Raw genomic sequence first — 18,901 nt, 5'->3', positions numbered from 1 at the left:
ACACTTCAATTCACATTTTCAATTTTCAATTCTCAATTTTCAATTGTATGTTTAAGCTTACCTCAGAATTTCAACCCACCGGCGACCAACCGGAAGCAATAAAACAACTGACACAGGGACTTGAAGAAGGTACCCCGGGACAAGTGTTGCTGGGGGTCACGGGTTCGGGGAAAACATTCACGATCGCGAACGTCATTAAAAAGGTACAACGCCCTACCCTTATTTTAAGTCATAACAAAACATTAGCCGCACAGTTGTACTCGGAGTTCAAAGCGTTCTTTCCGGAAAACGCGGTCGAATATTTTGTTTCCTATTACGATTATTATCAGCCGGAAGCTTATCTTCCGACGACAAACACTTATATAGAAAAAGACCTCGCTATTAACGACGAGATCGATAAACTACGCCTACGGGCAACCGCTTCCCTCCTCTCCGGACGACGGGATGTGGTCGTAGTTTCATCTGTTTCCTGCCTGTACGGTATGGCAGACCCGACAGCTTTCGGGGCAAATATCATCTTCCTGCGCCGGGGACTGAAAATTGCCCGCAATCAATTATTACGACGTCTGGTAGACGCCCTTTACGTGAACAACGAACTCGAGTTCAAACGGGGAAGTTTCCGGGCAAAAGGTGAAACCGTGGATATATTCCCCTCCATCGAAACTTTCGAGGGCATGGCTTACCGGATAGAATTCTGGGATGATGAAATCGACCGGATCACTTCTTTCAGCCCACAGACCGGAAAGACCATGGATGAAATGGAAACATTGAACATCTACCCGACAAACTTATTCGTCACGGACAAAGCCACGTTGGCAAAAGCCATCCACGACATAGGACATGACCTCACTATACAAGTCGATTTTCTTAATTCTGTCGGGAAACACATGGAGGCCAAACGTCTGGAAGAACGGGTAAATTACGATCTGGAAATGATTCGGGAACTGGGATACTGTTCCGGAATTGAAAACTATTCCCGTTATCTGGACGGTCGTGCCGCAGGTGTACGTCCATTCTGCTTACTGGATTACTTCCCGCAAGATTTCCTGTTGGTTGTCGATGAATCGCACGTGACGCTACCACAGGTGAGAGCCATGTACGGGGGCGACCGCTCCCGCAAACAATCGCTCGTGGAATACGGCTTCCGGCTTCCCGCCGCTTTTGACAACCGTCCGCTTACTTTCGAGGAATTCGAGGCAAACACGGGACAAACGATATACGTCAGCGCTACCCCTGCCGATTACGAACTCGAGAAATGCGAAGGCGTCGTGGTCGAACAAATTATCCGCCCCACGGGTATCCTCGATCCGGAAATCGAAGTCGTACCCAGCAAAAACCAGATAGATCATCTTGTCAACGAAATACAGCAACGAATAGAAATAAAAGAGAGAGTTCTCGTTACCACGTTGACCAAACGCATGGCAGAGGAACTGAGTAAATATTTAGACCGTATTCGCATCAAATGCCAGTACATCCACTCCGACGTGGACACGCTGGAACGAGTGCAAATCATCGAGAACCTGCGCAAGGGAATTATTGATGTCATTGTCGGGGTAAACCTGCTCCGTGAAGGATTGGATATGCCGGAAGTTTCTCTTGTCGCCATTCTCGACGCCGACAAAGAAGGATTCCTACGCTCCACGCGCTCACTCATACAAACCTCCGGACGTGCAGCCCGTAACTTGAACGGGAAAGTCATCATGTACGCCGACACGATTACCCGTTCCATGCAAGCAACCATAGACGAAACCAATTATCGTCGGGAAAAACAAATGGAATACAACCGTGAACACGGCATCACCCCCACACAAATTCACAAAACAACCGACTCCGTGCTAAAAGAAACTTCCCGTGCTTACGTGGAAGAAGAGCATATCAACATGGCCGCCGATCCGGTTACCGCTTACATGAGCAAACCCGAACTGGAAAAGATGTTGCAAAAAACAAAAGCCGCCATGCAAAAAGCCGCCAAAGAAATGGACTTCCTCGAAGCCGCCCGCCTGCGTGACGAAATGTTCAAACTCGAAGAAACGATAAAACGGCTGGAACTTTAAGATTGTTCAACGGACAACATATCGCTGCATCTTAAGAATATATTCAAAGAAAACGAACTGGACGAAAATTCAGTTACCGAGGAATTCTCGGTAACTGAATCTGACGACAAATCTCGCTTAAATACTTTTACTCAAAAGGTTATCTTTCCAAGATAATTTTATAAAATAAAAGCAAGAAGAGAGCATAACTTTTCTGACAGCACATAAACTTTTCAACTTGGTCTTTTCTATATCTAAAAAATAATATAAACTATCCTCTATAAAAATCGGAATAAACCAACCATTAAATATCCGATAACTATAGAAGAACTATCTTTATCGGAATATTCAAATCTATTTCCGTGGTGTTTTATATACACAATCTTATACCAAAAAACAATTATGCCACGACATTTTTTTATCCTAATAGGTGTTTCATGGGGGTATGATAGGAGTATGATAGAAGTATCACCCAACCAACACCCTGCAAACAGCTTGGTATATAGCTGTTATGTTACCAACTTGCCTAGGTTTACCTATAATATTCCACGAGAACACACCTCGTTCAAATTCTTGCTCTCTTCATCGAAATTATAGAATCGACTTTTTCACATGGTAATCTTGTCTATCCGATATTTTCTAAATAAAGTGTATACAAATTGATAGAATATGAAGATTCACAATAGAAGTGCAATCCCCGCACAAGCGTGATTTTTTGTTTGTAAAGTAATTATACTTATATTTGTTGGTAGAACTAATAAAGAATGCATATGGAAACAGGAAACCGATATATCCGTTTTGATTGGGCCATGAAGCGCTTGCTGCGTAATAAAGCTAATTTTGCCGTGTTGGAAGGATTGTTGACCGTGTTGTTGGGTGAGCGTATTACTATCCAGAAATTGTTGGAGAGCGAGAGTAATCAGGAAGACGAATATGATAAATATAATCGGGTGGATATGTTGGCTGAAGATTCCAAAGGCCAACTTATCTTGATAGAGATACAAAATAATAATGAATACGCTTACTTCCAACGTATGTTGTTCGGGACGTCAAAGTTAGTTACTGAATATATCAACCGGGGTGAGGGATATGACAAGGTACGCAAAGTGTATAGCGTGAATATAGTCTATTTCTCCCTGGGACACGGGAAAGATATCGTTTATCATGGTAAAACGGAATTTCACGGTATTCACACCGGTGAAGTGCTTGAATTAACACCTTTTCAGCGACAAACATTCAAGGTGGATACAGTTAGCCAACTTTACCCCGAGTATTACATCTTGAGAGTGAATGATTTCAATCAAGTAGCGAAAAGTCCGTTGGAAGAATGGATTTATTATTTGAACACGGGTAACATTCCGGAATCTGCTACAGCACCCGGTTTGAACGAGGTTCGTGAACGTCTGAAGCTTGATAGAATGACGAAAGAAGAGTTAGACGCGTATTATCGGCATTTGGATAATGTGGTTATTTTGCGGGATAATATTTTTACCGAACGCGCGGAAGGACGCGCGGAAGGACGTATGGAAGGACGTGCGGAAGGTGAATTACAAAAAGCTAAGGAAATAGCATCAAACTTGAAAAAAGCAGGTTTGAATATTGAAATAATCGCTCAAAGTACAGGGCTATCGATTTTGGAAGTAGAGAAACTTTAAACTACATAGATAGGGTATTTTGTAAACATGAAAACCAGAAGAGCCCAAACAATGAAACTCTTTTGGTTTTCGTGCCATGTAAATTCTTTTCCTCATCATCCGGCAAGCTTCCGATTTTTGTTTTTTCGGCAAAAATCATAACTTTTTATTTGTGATCTGACGACTTCGGCAATACCACGTTCGTGATACGGCACACGGAAGCCAAGTTCCCGAATTCATCCGTCACGTTCACGGCAACCACGTGGGTTCGTTGTCCCTTATGGATAAATTCAGCCCGCCCGATAACATAACTCCCTTGGGCTTTACGGATATGATTGCCATTAATCTCGATTCCGAACACGTGATTTTCTTCCAGATTTTCCCCGATATAGGTTAATCCACTTCCCACGGTTTCCACCAATGCCATAATCGCTCCACCGTGCAACAATTGTCCCGGACGCATCGTGCGTTCATCAATCGGCATCTTTGCTTCCAACCAATTCTCTCCCACCCCGATAAACTCAATTCCCAAACTTTCCATCAATGTCCCCCGGCGTTCCCGGTTCATCTGTTCTATAAGCTCTAACATGTATTGATTTTAGATTTATGATTTTAGATTTCCACTCACAGCCCAAGGCTTTTAATCGTAAATTAATTTCTCTTTTTATTGGGATTCGCGGGAAACCATCCTTTCTTTACCCTTTCTTCCTGCTCGAAAACTTCCTTAATCGTCCAGAAAGACGAGAAGGCAAATACGCCCAGCAAAGATGACCACAACACGTTGGTAACCCACAGGGCTGCAAGCGTTCCGGCGATTCCCAATACAAGGAATATCCACCAACATTTTGTACCCCAGTAATACTCCGCTTTTACTACCACGGGATGAAATAACCCGATAATCAGGAAGGTACAAATCCCGATAATTAATCCAGTCAAGTTATATGATTCAATGAATTCCATAAATGTTTTTTTAGACTCCCGCAAATGTACAAATATTCCCAAAACACTACCTTATTTCTCCAAAATATTCCTACTTTTGTATGGAAGTACGAGAAAAAACTAAGCAACTATGATAACACTGAAAGAAGGAGAAAAAGCCCCTTATTTCGAGGGCATAAATCAAGACGGCAAAAAAATTACCTTAGATGATTTCAAGGGGAAAAAATTAATACTTTATTTCTACCCGAAAGATAACACTTCAGGATGCACGGCAGAGGCTTGCAGCTTGAACGACGGGTATTCCTCCCTCACGAATAATGGCTTTGAGGTTGTAGGAGTTAGCCCCGATTCGGCAAGTTCTCATCAGAAATTTATAGCGAAATACAACTTGTCGTTCAACCTTATCGCCGACACGGACAAAAAGATACTGGAAGCTTACGGCGTATGGGCAGAAAAGAAAATGTACGGCAGAACTTACATGGGCGTATTACGCACCACGTTTATCATTGACGGAAACGGTATTATTCAAAAAATCATCACGAAAGTGAACACGAAGGATCACGCGAAGCAAATCCAAGAGCAATTGAAAATTGAGAATTGAAAATTGAAAATGAAATGCGAGAACAACAACTTGTAACTCGCCGAAGGTGAACAAAAATCATAAATCTAAAATCATAAATAAATCAAGTATGGCAAATGCAGAAACCAACCAAGACAAGTTAAAAGCACTTCAACTCACGCTCGACAAGATCGAGAAGAATTTCGGGAAGGGAAGCGTCATGAAACTTGGGGATAATGTCGTAGAAGATGTTATGGCTATCCCCTCGGGTTCTATCGGACTGGACAGAGCTCTGGGCGTAGGCGGTTATCCCAAGGGACGCGTCATAGAAATCTATGGCCCCGAATCTTCAGGTAAAACAACACTCGCTATTCACGCTATCGCTGAAGCACAGAAAATGGGTGGTATCGCCGCTATTATCGACGCGGAGCACGCTTTCGACCGGGTATACGCGGAGAAACTGGGCGTTGACGTGGATAATTTATTTATTTCACAACCCGACAACGGGGAACAAGCCCTTGAAATAGCGGAACAATTGATTCGTTCGGCTGCTATCGATATCATCGTGATTGACTCTGTTGCCGCCCTTACCCCGAAAGCTGAAATCGAGGGAGAGATGGGTGACAGCGTGATGGGATTACAAGCCCGTCTGATGTCCCAAGCCCTACGTAAATTAACGGGAACAATTAGCAAAACAAATACTTGTTGTATTTTTATCAACCAATTACGTGATAAAATCGGTGTTATGTTCGGTAATCCCGAAACGACAACCGGTGGTAACGCACTGAAATTCTACGCTTCCGTGCGTCTGGATATCCGCCGTATCGGTCAGATCAAGGACGGGGAGGAAATTTACGGTAACCACACTCGCGTGAAAGTAGTGAAAAACAAGGTAGCTCCTCCATTCAAAAAAGCGGAATTCGATATCATGTACGGGGAAGGTATCTCCCGTTCCGGTGAAATCGTTGACATGGGTGTTGAATACAACGTGATCAAAAAAAGCGGAAGTTGGTTCTCTTACGGGGAAAGCAAACTGGGACAAGGACGGGAAACCGTGAAACAACTTGTCATGGACAACCCGGAATTGGCAGAAGAACTCACGCAAAAGATCGTGGAAGCAATAAAGAGTGGTGTGCAACCGGCAACGAAATAAGTCAAAAGTCCATAAGGTCCATAAAGTCCATAAAGCCCGTAAGGATACAAGGTGTCCTTCGGACAAAGTTTATCGGCAGCCCTAGCTGCCATAGACAAAGCGCCCCGCAGGGGTCCATGGACCTTATAGACTTTATGAACTTTATAGACTTTATGAACTTTATAAAAAAATACAATGAAAAATCGTTTATTCTCTGCACTTATCCTGCTATCTGTTGTGTCGTGCGATAGCCAGAAAGAGGCAGTAAAAACAAGTTATAAAACACCGGATATGAAATTAGCATCCGACGTGATGACTCCCGAAGTGTTATGGTCATTTGGCAGACTCGGCGGAATAAGTGTATCCCCCGACCAGAAATCACTCGTGTACGAGGTGACTTACTTCAACAAAGAAGAAGACCGCTCGTACAGTGATGTCTACCTGATGAATCTTGCTGACGGAACATCCAAACAATTAACCGACACGGATTACAAGGAATTCGGGACAACATGGACTCCCGACGGTAAAATTGCCTTCATGTGCAGTAAATCGGGTTCCGTCCAATTATGGGAAATGAACCCGGACGGCAGTAACCTCAAACAATTGACCAACGTGGAAGGCGGTATCGGGGGATATATTTTCTCCCCGGACAAATCCAAACTTCTTTTCTTGAAAGATGTGAAACTGGAAAAAGATGTACACGACTTGCACCCGGACCTCCCGAAAGCGAATGCCCGCTTGATCAACGACCAGTTCTACCGTCACTGGAATGATTGGGTGGAAGCGTATACCCACCCGTTTGTCGCCGACTATATCGCGGGACAAATGATTACCACCGGTAAAGACATCATGGAAGGCGAGAAATGGGAATCTCCCGTTCGTCCTTGGGGTGGCACCGAGCAACTGACATGGACAAAAGACGGTCAAGGCGTTATCTACATGGCACGCAAAAAAGAGGGTATCGATTACGCTTTCTCTACAAACACGGACTTATACCTTTATAACGTGAAATCCGGGAAAACCGAGAATCTCACGAAAGGTATGATGGGGTACGACCAAAATCAAGTGATCTCTCCCAACGGGGAATTCATGGCATGGGAAAGTATGGAACGTGATGGATACGAGGCTGATAAAATCCGCCTTTTCGTGATGAATCTGAAAACAGGCGAGAAAAAGGAGTACACGAAAGACTTCGACCAAAACGTGGGTGGTCTTACTTGGGCTGACAATAACACGCTCTATTTTATTTCCGATCACCACGCCACCGACGAGATTTACAAGTTGACGTTGAACGACGGGGTTATCACCAAATTAACCGAGGGCGTACACAACTATACTTCCGTTATCCCGGTAAACGATTACCTGATCGCTACTAAAGTATCCATGAGCAAGCCGGCAGAAATCTACAAAGTAGACCCGAAAACCGGAAAGGACACGGAACTCTCGTTCGTGAACAAAAAGATACTGGATCAACTGACCATGGGTAAGGTGGAATCCCGTTGGATAAAAACTACCGATAACAAAGAGATGTTGACATGGATTATCTATCCTCCCCATTTCGACCCGAACAAGAAATACCCGGCAATCCTTTATTGCGAGGGCGGACCGCAAAGTACCGTCAGCCAGTTCTGGAGTTATCGCTGGAACTTCCAGATGATGGCAGCCAACGGCTATATCATCGTTGCCCCTAACCGCCGCGGTTTACCGGGATTCGGTCAGGAATGGAACGAACAGATCAGCGGGGACTATTCCGGGCAAAACATCAAGGATTATCTTTCTGCCATCGACGAGATGAAGAAAGAACCTTATATTGACGAGAATCGTTTGGGATGCGTGGGAGCCTCTTATGGAGGGTACTCCGTGTTCTACCTTGCCGGACATCACGACAAACGTTTCAAAGCGTTTATCGCCCATTGCGGTATCTTCAACATGGAAATGCAATATTTCAACACCGAAGAGATGTGGTTCGCACAATGGGACATGGGCGGTGCGCCTTGGGACAAGAAAAACAAGGTGGCTCAACGTACTTTCGAAAATTCCCCGCACAAATTTGTCGGAGAATGGGACACCCCGATTCTGGTGATCCACGGTCAAAAAGACTTCCGCATCGACGCATCGCAAGGTATGGGAGCTTTCAATGCCGCACGTATGCGTGGCATTCCGGCACAATATTTATATTTCCCGGAGGAATGTCACTGGGTACTCGGATGCCAGAACGGTATTTTATGGCAACGAACTTTCGCCGCTTGGTTGGACAAATGGTTGAAATAATATAAAAAAAGCCTCGTTTTTCACGAGGCTTTTTTATTTCTATTCCAGCTTAAATACGGCTGTCACGTGCGGTTCTAAATTGAGTTTCAATTGCTCAAATTCTCCCACGTTCTGATGTAACCAGACATCTCGCACGAACGCTTTCCCGAATCCCAATAAATCCAATGGTACCACGACCTCTTCCGGTTCATCCCCCCGATTCATCACGGCTAAAGCGACACGCCCGCCATCCAGCGGTTTCATCCATATCTCGCAATTTCCCTCTTTCTTCATCATTCTCCCTTGCAGTCCTAGCACATCTTGATTAATCGCGATAATCTCCGGATTTGTCAATATTCTTAAAACAGAGTCGGGCATATTCCGAACATCGTTCCCGCATAACAGGGGAGCGGCCATCATACACCACATACTCATGTGTGTACGATACTCTTTTAAATTACAACCATATTGCACGTCGCCGGAGTTAATACTCGAACTCTTCCCGCAAATTCCGATAACCAACATATCCGGGTCATTCCATGCCCCCGGGAAAGCGTAATCGGCCAATTTAGCGTTCTTGTCAATAATATCCAGTATGCCGTATAATCCTGTTCCCGATTCTCTCAAATCCCAAGCGTCACGAATATCCTCCGTTGTACGCCAATAATGCCCGCCGACTTCTCTCGCCCACTCCCACGGCTCACGACGTCCCCACTCGCAAACACTGTAAATAATCGAACGATCGGTAGCCCGCAAAGCCTCCCCCATCTTCCGGTAACGTGCAATCGCCGTATCCCGTGATGCCGGAGCACCACAATAATCGTATTTCAACAAGTCCACTCCCCACTCGGCGAAATCACGGGCATCTATTTCCTCGAAGCCGTAACTTCCGCACACGCCCGCGCAAGTATATTTCGAGGCGTCCGAATAGATACCTAAACGGAATCCTCTCTCGTGCAGGTAATCGGCAACATATTTTATTCCTCTTGGAAACTTCGTCGAGTCAATGACAATATGCCCGTCCGCCCCTCTCTCTTTCAACTGCCACAAATCGTCAATATTAATGTAATTATATCCTAAATCACGCATTCCGTTCGCGATCATCGCCTCTGCCGTTTCGATAACCAAGGCTTCCGTCAAATCTTGTCCGAAAGTATTCCAACTATTCCACCCCATCACCGGCGTCAGCGCCAACTCCTTGCCAATCTGTATTTTCAACTCGCTCACCCTGCTTCCCAGCTTATTAGTAGCCGTAATCTTCACCTTATACTCCCCGGCATTCTCCACGATACCCCGTATAATTCCAGTCTCGCCATTCAAGGTCAATCCCCCCGGTAACCCTTCCGCCGTCCAAGTCATAGGACGCTCACCCGAAGTCGGAATAGCGAAAATAAACTCCGTACCGGGATAATTCCCCACCACGTAAGGCGGATTCACTCGAGGCTCCCCCTCGAAGACGCCCTCGAACTTCCCTCTCTTCCCCGTACACCCGAACAGGGCAAATATCAAAACAAACCACAATACATTTTTCATATACTATATTTTAACAATCATGCACAAATATAACAAATAATAGATAAATAACCACACGACAAAGCCATCACACAGAGTAAACGCGTGAAAATGCGTTTGTTCTACCGCTTTATTCCTAATTCTTTCCAGAATATTTTTCTATTTTTGTGTAGACTAAAACCGGAAAGCCATGAAGATACTGATTGTCGAAGATGAAAAAGGATTACGGGAAGTGATGACACAATCACTCGAAAAAGAACGTTTTATCGTGGAAACCGCCACGGACTACGCCACGGCATTGCAGAAAATCAATGATTACGACTATGATTGCATCCTGCTGGACATCATGCTTCCCGGTGGCAACGGACTGTCGATCCTCGAGGAACTGAAAAAACTACGCAAACGCGAAAGCGTTATCATTGTTTCCGCGAAAGACTCCATTGAAGATAAGGTGACAGGGCTAGACCTCGGCGCAGACGATTATCTGGCAAAACCTTTCCATCTGGCGGAACTCCACGCCAGAGTAAAGTCCGTCATCCGGAGAAAACAAAACGACGGAGATATCAAAATAGAGATCGGCAATCTAATTGTCTACCCCGACAATCACACCGTCTTTATTGATGGTAATGAACTGAAATTGAACCGTAAAGAATTTGACCTTTTGTATTATTTTGTCGCTAATCCCGACCGCCTGATCAATAAAACCACTCTCGCGGAATCCGTTTGGGGCGACAACATCGATCAGGCAGACAGTCTGGATTTTATTTACTCCCAAGTAAAAAATCTACGCAAGAAAATGAAACAAGCCGAAGCTATTCCGGAAATCAAAGCCGTTTACGGCTTCGGCTATAAACTGATAACCACCCCGGAAGCATGAAACTCATCCACTATACCATAAGCAAACTCTCTGTCGTGTTGATCATCATCCTCTCGACATGGGCTTGTCTTTTCTATTTTAACATACTCGATGAGATTCTTGATGAAACGGACGATAGTCTTGAAAACTATAAAAACCTTATCATCCGTCAGGTACTCACGGATACATCCGCCATTGACAATCATAACGATCTGATGAGCCAATACATGCTCAAGGAAATACCCGAGGAAGAAGCCATCCATTACCGGGAACGCTATTTCGACTCCACCCGCTTCTACGAGACAGAACTGGAATTTGACCCCGTGCGGGTACTAAAAACCGCATTCCGGGGACAGGACAAGAGATTCTACGAGTTGACAGTCATGATCTCCACGCTGGAACAGGACGACATGATCGAGGCCATCCTGCAATGGATTATCATTCTCTATTTCACCCTTCTCGTGTGTATTATACTCGTATCCGAGCTCGTGTTTCGCCGGAGCCTGTCGCCTTTCTACAAGCTGCTTCGCTGGCTCAATACATTTACTCTCGGGGAAAAGAATCCCCCGTTGGACAATCCCACGAAAATCAAAGAATTCAAACAGTTAAACGACACGATACGCAAAATGACTCTACGGAGCGAAGAAATGTATTCCCAACAGAAGCAATTCATCGGGAACGCCTCCCACGAGTTGCAAACCCCGTTGGCAATATGCCGCAACAAACTCGAACTCTTCGCCGAAAGACCGGACTGTACCGAGGAACAATTGCAAGAAATTGCCGATATTCACCGCAACGTGGAACGCATCATTAAACTCAACAAATCCCTGTTGTTCCTTTCCCGCATTGAAAACGGGCAATTCCACAACGAGAAAGAGGTAGAACTCAACCCGATCATTCGGGAACTTATCGAGGATTTTCAAGAAATATACGAACACAAGAAACTCCGGGTACACCTCGAGGAAACGGGCATCTGCAAGATTCGCACGAACGAATCTTTAGCCAATACCCTCGTGACAAACCTGCTCAAAAATGCCATGATACACACTCCGGTAAACGGCGAAATTATGGTCAGCATACTTCCTTATCAAATCACCATTTCCAACAGTGGCGAAGGAAAACCTTTGGATAATTCCCGCCTTTTCACCCGCTTCTATCAAGCCGACAACAAGAAACCGGACTCCACAGGGCTGGGACTTGCCATCGTGCAAAGCATCGCGAATCTTTATGGTATCCGTATCACCTACTCGTACGACGGGATGCATCATTTCACGGTAAAAATCTAAAATTTTTCAATTCCTCTCTTTTTTCCCAAATCTTTCCCAAATTGCCCCTTTACTTTGTTCTCAGAAATTGAATTAATACATGAACATTAAAAATAAAAAGCTATGAGAACAAAGAATTTTCTTTTTACCGCACTTTTATTATCAGGTTTCGCTTTCACGAGCTGTGATGATAACGACGACAACTACACCCCGGACGGGAAGATACAGGAAGCATTTATCACCAAGTACCCGAACGCCCAACGCGTGGAGTGGGAAAAGAAATATGACCATTACGTGGCAGACTTCTATCTCGAGGGTATCGAAAGAGAGGCTTGGATCAACGCGCAAGGAGAATGGGTAATGACCGAAAGCGACATCCGCTACACCGATCTCCCGGCAGAAGTACAGTCAGCATTTCAAGCAAGCGAGTACAAGGATTGGAAAATTGACGACGTGGATATGCTCGAACGAGTGGAGATGGAACCCGTGTACGTGATCGAGGTAGAACAAGGGAAACAGGAATTTGACCTGTACTACGCGGCAGACGGCACGCTCCTCAAGGCCGTGGAAGACATGGACAACAATAATGAACACCACCCGACAACTGTCCCCGAAGCGTTAAAGACAGCTATCGACAACCGCTATCCGGGAGCCGTGATATTGGATATAGACGTTGAGAAAGGTATCACTGAAATTGATATCCGCCACGAGGGTAAGTCCAAAGAAGTACACTTCAACGCCCAAAACGAATGGTTGTACACCTCATGGGACGTAAGACAGTCGGAAGTTCCAACAGAAGTGATGACCACTATTAATAACGCTATTAGTCAAAATCATAAAGGCTACAAAATCGACGACATCGAATACGAGGAAAGACCTAATGGCGATGTGTATGTGTTCGAATTGGAGAAAGAAAATGACCGAGATATTTACGTAACCGTGGACATGGAAGGAAACATCGTGAAGTAATCACACGTAATAAGGAGTGAAAAGCTATATTGTAAAACAAAAACTAACATGAAATTATGAAAACAACATTTATCGCTGCAATAATCATGCTCTCCTCCATGTTCGCTTTCAGCAGTTGCAAAAGCGACGGCTACGTCCCCGCCAAGAACATCGTGAACGCATTTAAGGCCAAGTACCCGAAAGCCAAACAAGTGGAATGGGAAGTGAAGAACACGTATCAAGTCGCCGAATTCCGCATCGGATTCACGGAAGCAGAAGCTTGGTTCGACAACAACGGCAAATGGGTGATGACGGAAAGCGACGTATCCTTCCGCTCTCTGCCCGCCGTTATCCGTAACAGTTTTGAAACCGGGGAATATGCCAAATGGAAAGTGGAAGACGTGGATAAACTCGAGAGAGACGGTATGGAAACCCTTTACATCATCGAGGTGGAACTCGGCGAACAGGAAGTAGACCTACATTACCTTGAAAACGGTACTCTCGTGAAAACGGTAATGGACAAAGAAAACAAAGGCTATTTCCCGGAAACGATGCCCCAAACCGTCCTGCAATTTATCAAACAAAAATACCCGCAAGCAAACATCGTGGAAATTGATCAGGAAAAAGGACTGTTGAAAATAGAAATCATCGACAACCGTCTCAAAAAAGACGTGGTATTCAACCACAAGAACGAGTGGGTGGTCACGACATGGGAAGTTCGCCAAAGTGAAGTCCCCACCAACGTGATGAACGTTCTGAAAACCTCGGCATACGCCAATTATCGCATCGACGACATCGATTATGAAGAAAGAGCCGACGGAACGAATGTCTACATCTTCGAGGTAGAACAAGGCAACAAAGAAGTTTATGTCACGATAAACGCCAATAGTCTGGAAGTAATATCCACGACACCGAAAAATTAATAAAAGGGACTTTCGTCCCTTTTATTAGTCCATAAAACACGGGTGTCTTTTGGACAGAGTTTAACGGCAACCCGAGCAACCGTGGACAAAGCACCGCAGGTCTATTGACCTTATAGACTTCATGTACTTTACAAACTTCCTACATTCTCACCCACTTCACGGCATCCGCCATAATCACGATATCTTTTCGTCCCCGCTCGTCTTTATCCGAAAGAATCACGCTGACCTCCCCCGCCGGAAAATCGAATTCCCCGAGAACCATCCAGTCGTCAATCGTTCTGTTTTCTACCCCTTCACCCATGTTAAAGTCGATCTTTTCCTCTTGATCCCCGTGTTTTATCGTGTAAGCTAAAGTGAAATCGGAGTAATCCAAGCCCATTTCTCCATAACTTATTTTTTCCAAGTTGGTCTTAACCATCACCCGGTATTTCCCTTTTTCTTTCAAGCGGGCAGTCCACGTTGCAGAACAATCGCCCTTGCCGAAGCTCTTGAAATACGCCCGCCGAAGGGAATCCCCCTCGTAATTGTTCCTGATCACGGGAGTCCAATAGCGCAGTTCTTGCCGCCCGACAAGACCGAAAACTTCTTCCCGGCTAACCCCGAACCATTTTTGCAAGATCGTCTGGTTAGCCCGGTCGTCAAACGAGAACCCCTCGTCCGTGTCGTCCACCACGGTCACATTCGGGGCAGGCAGGAATGCCGCAATATCCGTATCTACCCATCTTCCCGGGGTTTCCGCCAACCCCGCGGGTTTACTTCTTTCCCCGTGCACGAACTCGAAGTCGACAGGTCGATTGATTGACATTCCCGAGTTGAAATTCCCGTACAAATCATAAGCCCTTTCCACCCGCCGTGCCATATAAAAAGCCTTCGCCTTTCCCGGCTCCACGTAACAACTATAATATTTTTTCTCCCCTTTCTCGCTCATATCCATGTACACGAAGCCTCCTTCTTTTCCGCAATTCATGACCTTCGCCTCAATCTCTATCCATCCCGGCCCATACACTTTATCATCCGGGTAAAAATAACTGTTCATATCGGCTACTTTAAAATATTGGTCATGCCGAACCCCGATCCATTTCTCGAACACCCGTTCCAGATCACCTCCAACCCGCTCGCCCAATACCCGCGATAATTCGTCAAAATGAATCACCCCGGAACGGGTATGATAAATGTCATCCAAAGCTCTGAAAAGGGAATCCACGGAAACCTCCAACCCGAGATAATTCACGAGATCCCGAACGTTCGACAGCATCATCCCAGCCAGCAATACCCGCGGAAATCCCCGCTCGAGGAAGGCTTCTTCCAGACTGTGCTCCCGTGCGTACGCATTGATTTTTCGGGCATCTTCCGGCGGAACGTACATCCCCACGTGCCCGAGTATAAATTTGCGCTCGGAATATAACTTGTCGATCAACACGCCAACATAAGGATATTTCTCGGAATAAACAGACAAACGAGGGGATGCGAACAACGTATGTATATTCCAAAGATTGAACCCGGTTCGTTCCCGATCAAAACCCAACTGCAGTATCGGATGGCTACATTCATGATTGTCAAATAGATTATCCGCACTACCGAATAACATACTCATGTGTCCAGCCGCCCAAGGCGTTCGCTCAGGAAGCGCCACACCTTCACCGAGAAATGCCAGATCCGGTTCCGGTTCCTCGATGGGCATATTCAACACCGTCATAAGTTTCATATCGAATTCCTTTTCCGGCAAAAATACCACACCCGGCTCCATTTGCCCGCTAATCAATCGCCCCTCGTTAAACTCGGTTCGAAAAGGAAGTGGGGTTTCTATCAAGCGATAACAAGGTTGCTCCTTCTCGTACCAACTCAAATCGACGAATTTCATCACGGGTTTAAAAAAGTACTCAAAGTACCCTTAGATTCCATTCAAGTCGAGAGCCTCGAAATGCTCCGACAAGGGAGCCGGAATCCCGAAAGACGACACGACAAATTTCATACTGTCAATATCCAATTCCACCGTTTCAAATTGTCCCCCGCAAAGCGAAATCCCGGACAGGACGTGGGAAGGACGGAAATAAGAAGAATCCGCCCCGGTGGAAGCGATCCCCTGGGAAAACAACTCCCGCTGCCGGGGATGAGCCACGGTCAAGCGAAAACGGGTCATATCCTTGCCGCTGCATACCGGGTATACCGGGTTCACGGGAGGCAATGCCGTCGGATACCACCCGCAAGCGGAGGTCACCAGAAGATAATCATCCGATACGAAAGCGCTCCGCCGTCCCGTGGGAAAGAAATTGTCAAACCGGAAACTATCCTCGTAACTATCATCCGGTATATGCAAATCGGTAAATCGTTCATCGATCCTACCGGAATATGACACCCGCAAACGCAAGGTATCGCCACTTGCCAAGGAACGATCGATAACAAGTACCTGCCCGTCCCGAGTGAAAGGCAACGCCCGCCCGTTTTCCTCCAACGCAGTCACACGCAATCCCGGGTTCAGGAAGAGAAGCGGCTGTTTCACCTCCTTGCCATTCAGGTTGCATACCACCAGATCACTACGCACATCAAGATTCTCACCTTCCTGCCTCAGCGTAATATCGTGGCTGCTGACATGACAAGGCATGCCGAGCCAATGTTTCCGGAAACTCTCCCGGTAACTTTCACGGGCATTCCGGGCAGGTATATAACTTACCGCCATCACCACCCCGCAAAGAAGCCCCGACACGACAAGCGTCACGCCCCCGAGCGAGTAACGCCTCACTTGCTTCAAGGTACTTGGCAGGCGTTCCACGCCCCGCACGCTATAAGCCAAAAGTCCCAGTCCCAGCAATAGGAAACCCAGCCGATGCAACAGGTAATACCACAATCCCACGTGTCCCGTCACGCCCGAGAACAAGTTAGGTACTCCTGTACCCAAGAAATCCAGTATCCCGTGCAACCGATAAGGCAACCAGATAACAGATACCACACACCACAAGAACAAAAGCACCATAGTCAGGTAACGCCACCTGAACACCCGTGACAACCACAAGCTCAACCCCATCACGAAGACCAGCGACGGGATGTTCAAGGTGACGAAATAGAATATATAATATTGGATACCGAGAGGCGCCATACTATTCAAGTTCACGAAAAAGACGCAGCACAACATCACGAGCAGGTTCACCGCACCGAAAAGTATCATATTACCCAACACCCTTCCCCACGTGTATTCCCCGTTCTCCATCGGGCGGGCATGAATAGGGTCAAGCGCCCCGCCCAACTTTTCCCGGCGAGGAAAATCGGTAACCATCAGAATCACGAACAGCGATTGCACAACACTATACAAGTAAGCATTCACCAGCGGTACGGAACAAGGCAAAGCCACCATCTTCCAGTTCGAGCAGTAGCCCTGCCCTTGCAAAAAGAACTGGTACAACGTTATACCAATCACCGCAATAAAAACAAATAAACGAAATTCCCATTGCCTACGCTGTTGCTTCGCCTCGTACAAGGCAACATGTAAAATGTCATGTAGATTCATAGCTTGAATTTTAATAAAACATCGACGCACAAAGCTTTACCACCTATCGCTCAAATATAGGGATATTTTATTAAAAAAGGCAATTATTGTAACACAAATAATAATTCAAGAAAAATCCCGAAAGTTTACGCTTCCGGGATTTTCTATTTAGAATATTTCATTCTTTACAGATGCAGTTTCACCTCTACCGGTTTTTCTTTCACTTTCACGTTCTCTCCGACCCACTTCCCGTCTTTATCGAAATAATACAAGGTGTATTCTTTATTCTTTTCCACGACAAACTCCAACACGTCATTCATATCCTGTCTGGGGCCGGCTGTACGTCCGCCACCGATCTGGTCTTTACCGCAGAAAATGTCCACGTTGGCTGCAACCCGGTCGTCCGACTTGCGCGTATTACGCTTGTCTTTGTACATCATCACTTTCATCTTCACGTAATTTCCGCCTTCCAGTTGCTCGTTATACACTTGCTTGTAAATATCAAGGTAGCGTTGAGTCACGTTTAACGCAGGTACATACTTGATGTTGAAATCCCACACGAGCGGGAAACTCTCCCCGGTCGGTTTGAAAGAGGAAGCCCAGATAGCGTGCATACGGTCATTCGGGTCCGCTTTCCCGGCATCGGCAAGGAACCATGAACGATCCAACTTGTTGGGATAATACTCCGTGAAGTACCATTTCCCGTCCAACCACACCTCACACCAGTTATGGTTTCCGCGATTGTCATGCCAGTTGGCAGTACCGGCAATGCGCGACGGAATCCCGACAGAACGGAAAGCATCCGTCAACAAAATAGACAACCCGCTACAAGAAGCCATATTCTGGCGCATGGACTCGAACGGACTCTGGTCCGGTTTTTCGCGGCCGGTGTTGTAATCCACCTTTACCTCATCCCGGATATTCCTGTTCACGGCAGCAATCGCCTCGTCCAACGTTTTACAATTCTCCACGTACGGGGCGAATCGCCTGTAAAAATCGGCACGCCAATTCTCGCGAGTTTCGTTCAAGGAAGCGTACGGCAACACGTCATTCAAGAAAATTGAATCCGGCACGCTCTTCGCCCAAGCAAAACGATTTCGAGCCTCGTAAGCCAATTGAACGTTCGACAACAAATCGTCGCCTGTCATGGAAGTCAAATCACGCTCCGGCATATAAGCAATAAGGAAAGCAACCCCTTCTTTCATCTCGGGTGCGGCAGTCTTCAGAGCTTTCACGAGCTCGGTTTGATTAGCACCCGCTTTTTCCAAAGCTTTGTCCAGTAACGCATGGTATTTTTCCGGTACTCCCGGATATTTCGCGCATGCCACGCACACGCAACACAACAACAAGATAAATAGGTTTTTCATGA

At 45.9% G+C, this 18,901-nt stretch carries 15 protein-coding genes; 9 read left to right on the top strand and 6 right to left on the bottom strand.

Annotated elements, in window-relative coordinates; genetic code table 11:
* Positions 1-47: 47 nt before the first annotated feature.
* Together uvrB and H8S64_RS04815 are read left to right on the top strand one after the other, a co-directional pair.
* Positions 48-2,054, top strand: a complete 2,007-nt coding sequence (gene uvrB, locus H8S64_RS04820; protein ID WP_186975197.1) for an excinuclease ABC subunit UvrB — start codon at positions 48-50, stop codon at positions 2,052-2,054.
* Between the two features lie 749 nt (positions 2,055-2,803).
* Complete coding sequence (locus H8S64_RS04815; RefSeq protein WP_186975196.1) at positions 2,804-3,688, top strand: Rpn family recombination-promoting nuclease/putative transposase; 885 nt, start codon at positions 2,804-2,806, stop codon at positions 3,686-3,688.
* Between the two features lie 145 nt (positions 3,689-3,833).
* On the opposite strand, the gene H8S64_RS04810 is transcribed toward H8S64_RS04815, so the two are convergent.
* Both H8S64_RS04810 and H8S64_RS04805 read right to left on the bottom strand, forming a co-directional pair.
* Entirely contained in the window at positions 3,834-4,256 is a 423-nt protein-coding gene (locus H8S64_RS04810) for a PaaI family thioesterase (RefSeq protein WP_099292178.1), read from the bottom strand.
* Between the two features lie 62 nt (positions 4,257-4,318).
* On the bottom strand, positions 4,319-4,627 hold the full coding sequence (locus tag H8S64_RS04805) for a DUF4491 family protein (RefSeq protein WP_186975195.1): 309 nt from the start codon (positions 4,625-4,627) through the stop codon (positions 4,319-4,321).
* 109 nt (positions 4,628-4,736) lie between these two features.
* On the opposite strand from H8S64_RS04805, the gene bcp reads away from it, so the two are divergent.
* From bcp to dpp5, 3 genes are all read left to right on the top strand, one after another.
* Positions 4,737-5,207 (top strand): thioredoxin-dependent thiol peroxidase, encoded by a 471-nt coding sequence (gene bcp, locus H8S64_RS04800; RefSeq protein WP_186975194.1) that lies wholly within the window; start codon positions 4,737-4,739, stop codon positions 5,205-5,207.
* 88 nt (positions 5,208-5,295) lie between these two features.
* On the top strand, positions 5,296-6,318 hold the full coding sequence (recA, locus tag H8S64_RS04795; protein ID WP_186975193.1) for a recombinase RecA: 1,023 nt from the start codon (positions 5,296-5,298) through the stop codon (positions 6,316-6,318).
* A gap of 174 nt (positions 6,319-6,492) precedes the next feature.
* Entirely contained in the window at positions 6,493-8,568 is a 2,076-nt protein-coding gene (dpp5, locus tag H8S64_RS04790) for a dipeptidyl-peptidase Dpp5 (RefSeq protein ID WP_186975192.1), read from the top strand.
* A gap of 39 nt (positions 8,569-8,607) precedes the next feature.
* Here the strand turns inward: dpp5 and H8S64_RS04785 are convergent, their stop codons facing one another.
* On the bottom strand, positions 8,608-10,080 hold the full coding sequence (locus H8S64_RS04785; RefSeq protein ID WP_186975191.1) for a putative Ig domain-containing protein: 1,473 nt from the start codon (positions 10,078-10,080) through the stop codon (positions 8,608-8,610).
* 169 nt (positions 10,081-10,249) lie between these two features.
* Between H8S64_RS04785 and H8S64_RS04780 the strand changes: the two genes are divergently transcribed.
* The 4 genes from H8S64_RS04780 (at position 10,250) to H8S64_RS04765 (ending at position 14,051) form a co-directional block, all read left to right on the top strand.
* Positions 10,250-10,936, top strand: coding sequence for a response regulator transcription factor (locus H8S64_RS04780; protein ID WP_099292166.1), 687 nt, complete (start codon positions 10,250-10,252; stop codon positions 10,934-10,936).
* Positions 10,933-12,201 carry a sensor histidine kinase gene (locus H8S64_RS04775; protein WP_186975190.1) on the top strand — a complete coding sequence of 423 codons (1,269 nt, stop codon included), beginning with the start codon at positions 10,933-10,935 and terminating at the stop codon, positions 12,199-12,201. Before H8S64_RS04780 ends, H8S64_RS04775 begins: the two co-directional genes overlap by 4 nt.
* 102 nt (positions 12,202-12,303) lie before the next feature.
* Positions 12,304-13,149, top strand: a complete 846-nt coding sequence (locus tag H8S64_RS04770) for a PepSY-like domain-containing protein (RefSeq protein ID WP_099292164.1) — start codon at positions 12,304-12,306, stop codon at positions 13,147-13,149.
* A 56-nt stretch (positions 13,150-13,205) separates the two neighbouring features.
* Entirely contained in the window at positions 13,206-14,051 is an 846-nt protein-coding gene (locus H8S64_RS04765; protein ID WP_099292163.1) for a PepSY-like domain-containing protein, read from the top strand.
* Positions 14,052-14,190: 139 nt separating this feature from the next.
* On the opposite strand, the gene H8S64_RS04760 is transcribed toward H8S64_RS04765, so the two are convergent.
* From H8S64_RS04760 to H8S64_RS04750, 3 genes are all read right to left on the bottom strand, one after another.
* Positions 14,191-15,912: a golvesin C-terminal-like domain-containing protein gene (locus H8S64_RS04760; RefSeq protein ID WP_186975189.1), complete on the bottom strand. Its 1,722-nt coding sequence runs from the start codon at positions 15,910-15,912 to the stop codon at positions 14,191-14,193.
* A 30-nt stretch (positions 15,913-15,942) separates the two neighbouring features.
* Complete coding sequence (locus H8S64_RS04755) at positions 15,943-17,553, bottom strand: ABC transporter permease/M1 family aminopeptidase (RefSeq protein WP_186975188.1); 1,611 nt, start codon at positions 17,551-17,553, stop codon at positions 15,943-15,945.
* 164 nt (positions 17,554-17,717) lie between these two features.
* Positions 17,718-18,899, bottom strand: coding sequence for a transglutaminase-like domain-containing protein (locus H8S64_RS04750; protein WP_186975187.1), 1,182 nt, complete (start codon positions 18,897-18,899; stop codon positions 17,718-17,720).
* Positions 18,900-18,901: the final 2 nt, after the last annotated feature.

Origin of the sequence: Butyricimonas hominis, assembly GCF_014287455.1 — a bacterium.
In the GTDB taxonomy this organism is placed as follows: Bacteria; Bacteroidota; Bacteroidia; order Bacteroidales; family Marinifilaceae; genus Butyricimonas; species Butyricimonas muris.
Note: the sequence above shows the minus strand (reverse complement) of the source record. Positions and strands in the feature narration are given on the sequence as shown.

Excerpts from the sequence above, each read along its gene's own strand:
- uvrB (WP_186975197.1), top strand. The coding sequence starts at position 48 with ATGTTTAAGCTTACCTCAGAATTTCAACCCACCGGCGACCAACCGGAA.
- H8S64_RS04815 (WP_186975196.1), top strand. The coding sequence starts at position 2,804 with ATGGAAACAGGAAACCGATATATCCGTTTTGATTGGGCCATGAAGCGC.
- H8S64_RS04810 (WP_099292178.1), bottom strand. The coding sequence starts at position 4,256 with ATGTTAGAGCTTATAGAACAGATGAACCGGGAACGCCGGGGGACATTG.
- H8S64_RS04805 (WP_186975195.1), bottom strand. The coding sequence starts at position 4,627 with ATGGAATTCATTGAATCATATAACTTGACTGGATTAATTATCGGGATT.
- bcp (WP_186975194.1), top strand. The coding sequence starts at position 4,737 with ATGATAACACTGAAAGAAGGAGAAAAAGCCCCTTATTTCGAGGGCATA.
- recA (WP_186975193.1), top strand. The coding sequence starts at position 5,296 with ATGGCAAATGCAGAAACCAACCAAGACAAGTTAAAAGCACTTCAACTC.
- dpp5 (WP_186975192.1), top strand. The coding sequence starts at position 6,493 with ATGAAAAATCGTTTATTCTCTGCACTTATCCTGCTATCTGTTGTGTCG.
- H8S64_RS04785 (WP_186975191.1), bottom strand. The coding sequence starts at position 10,080 with ATGAAAAATGTATTGTGGTTTGTTTTGATATTTGCCCTGTTCGGGTGT.
- H8S64_RS04780 (WP_099292166.1), top strand. The coding sequence starts at position 10,250 with ATGAAGATACTGATTGTCGAAGATGAAAAAGGATTACGGGAAGTGATG.
- H8S64_RS04775 (WP_186975190.1), top strand. The coding sequence starts at position 10,933 with ATGAAACTCATCCACTATACCATAAGCAAACTCTCTGTCGTGTTGATC.
- H8S64_RS04770 (WP_099292164.1), top strand. The coding sequence starts at position 12,304 with ATGAGAACAAAGAATTTTCTTTTTACCGCACTTTTATTATCAGGTTTC.
- H8S64_RS04765 (WP_099292163.1), top strand. The coding sequence starts at position 13,206 with ATGAAAACAACATTTATCGCTGCAATAATCATGCTCTCCTCCATGTTC.
- H8S64_RS04760 (WP_186975189.1), bottom strand. The coding sequence starts at position 15,912 with ATGAAATTCGTCGATTTGAGTTGGTACGAGAAGGAGCAACCTTGTTAT.
- H8S64_RS04755 (WP_186975188.1), bottom strand. The coding sequence starts at position 17,553 with ATGAATCTACATGACATTTTACATGTTGCCTTGTACGAGGCGAAGCAA.
- H8S64_RS04750 (WP_186975187.1), bottom strand. The coding sequence starts at position 18,899 with ATGAAAAACCTATTTATCTTGTTGTTGTGTTGCGTGTGCGTGGCATGC.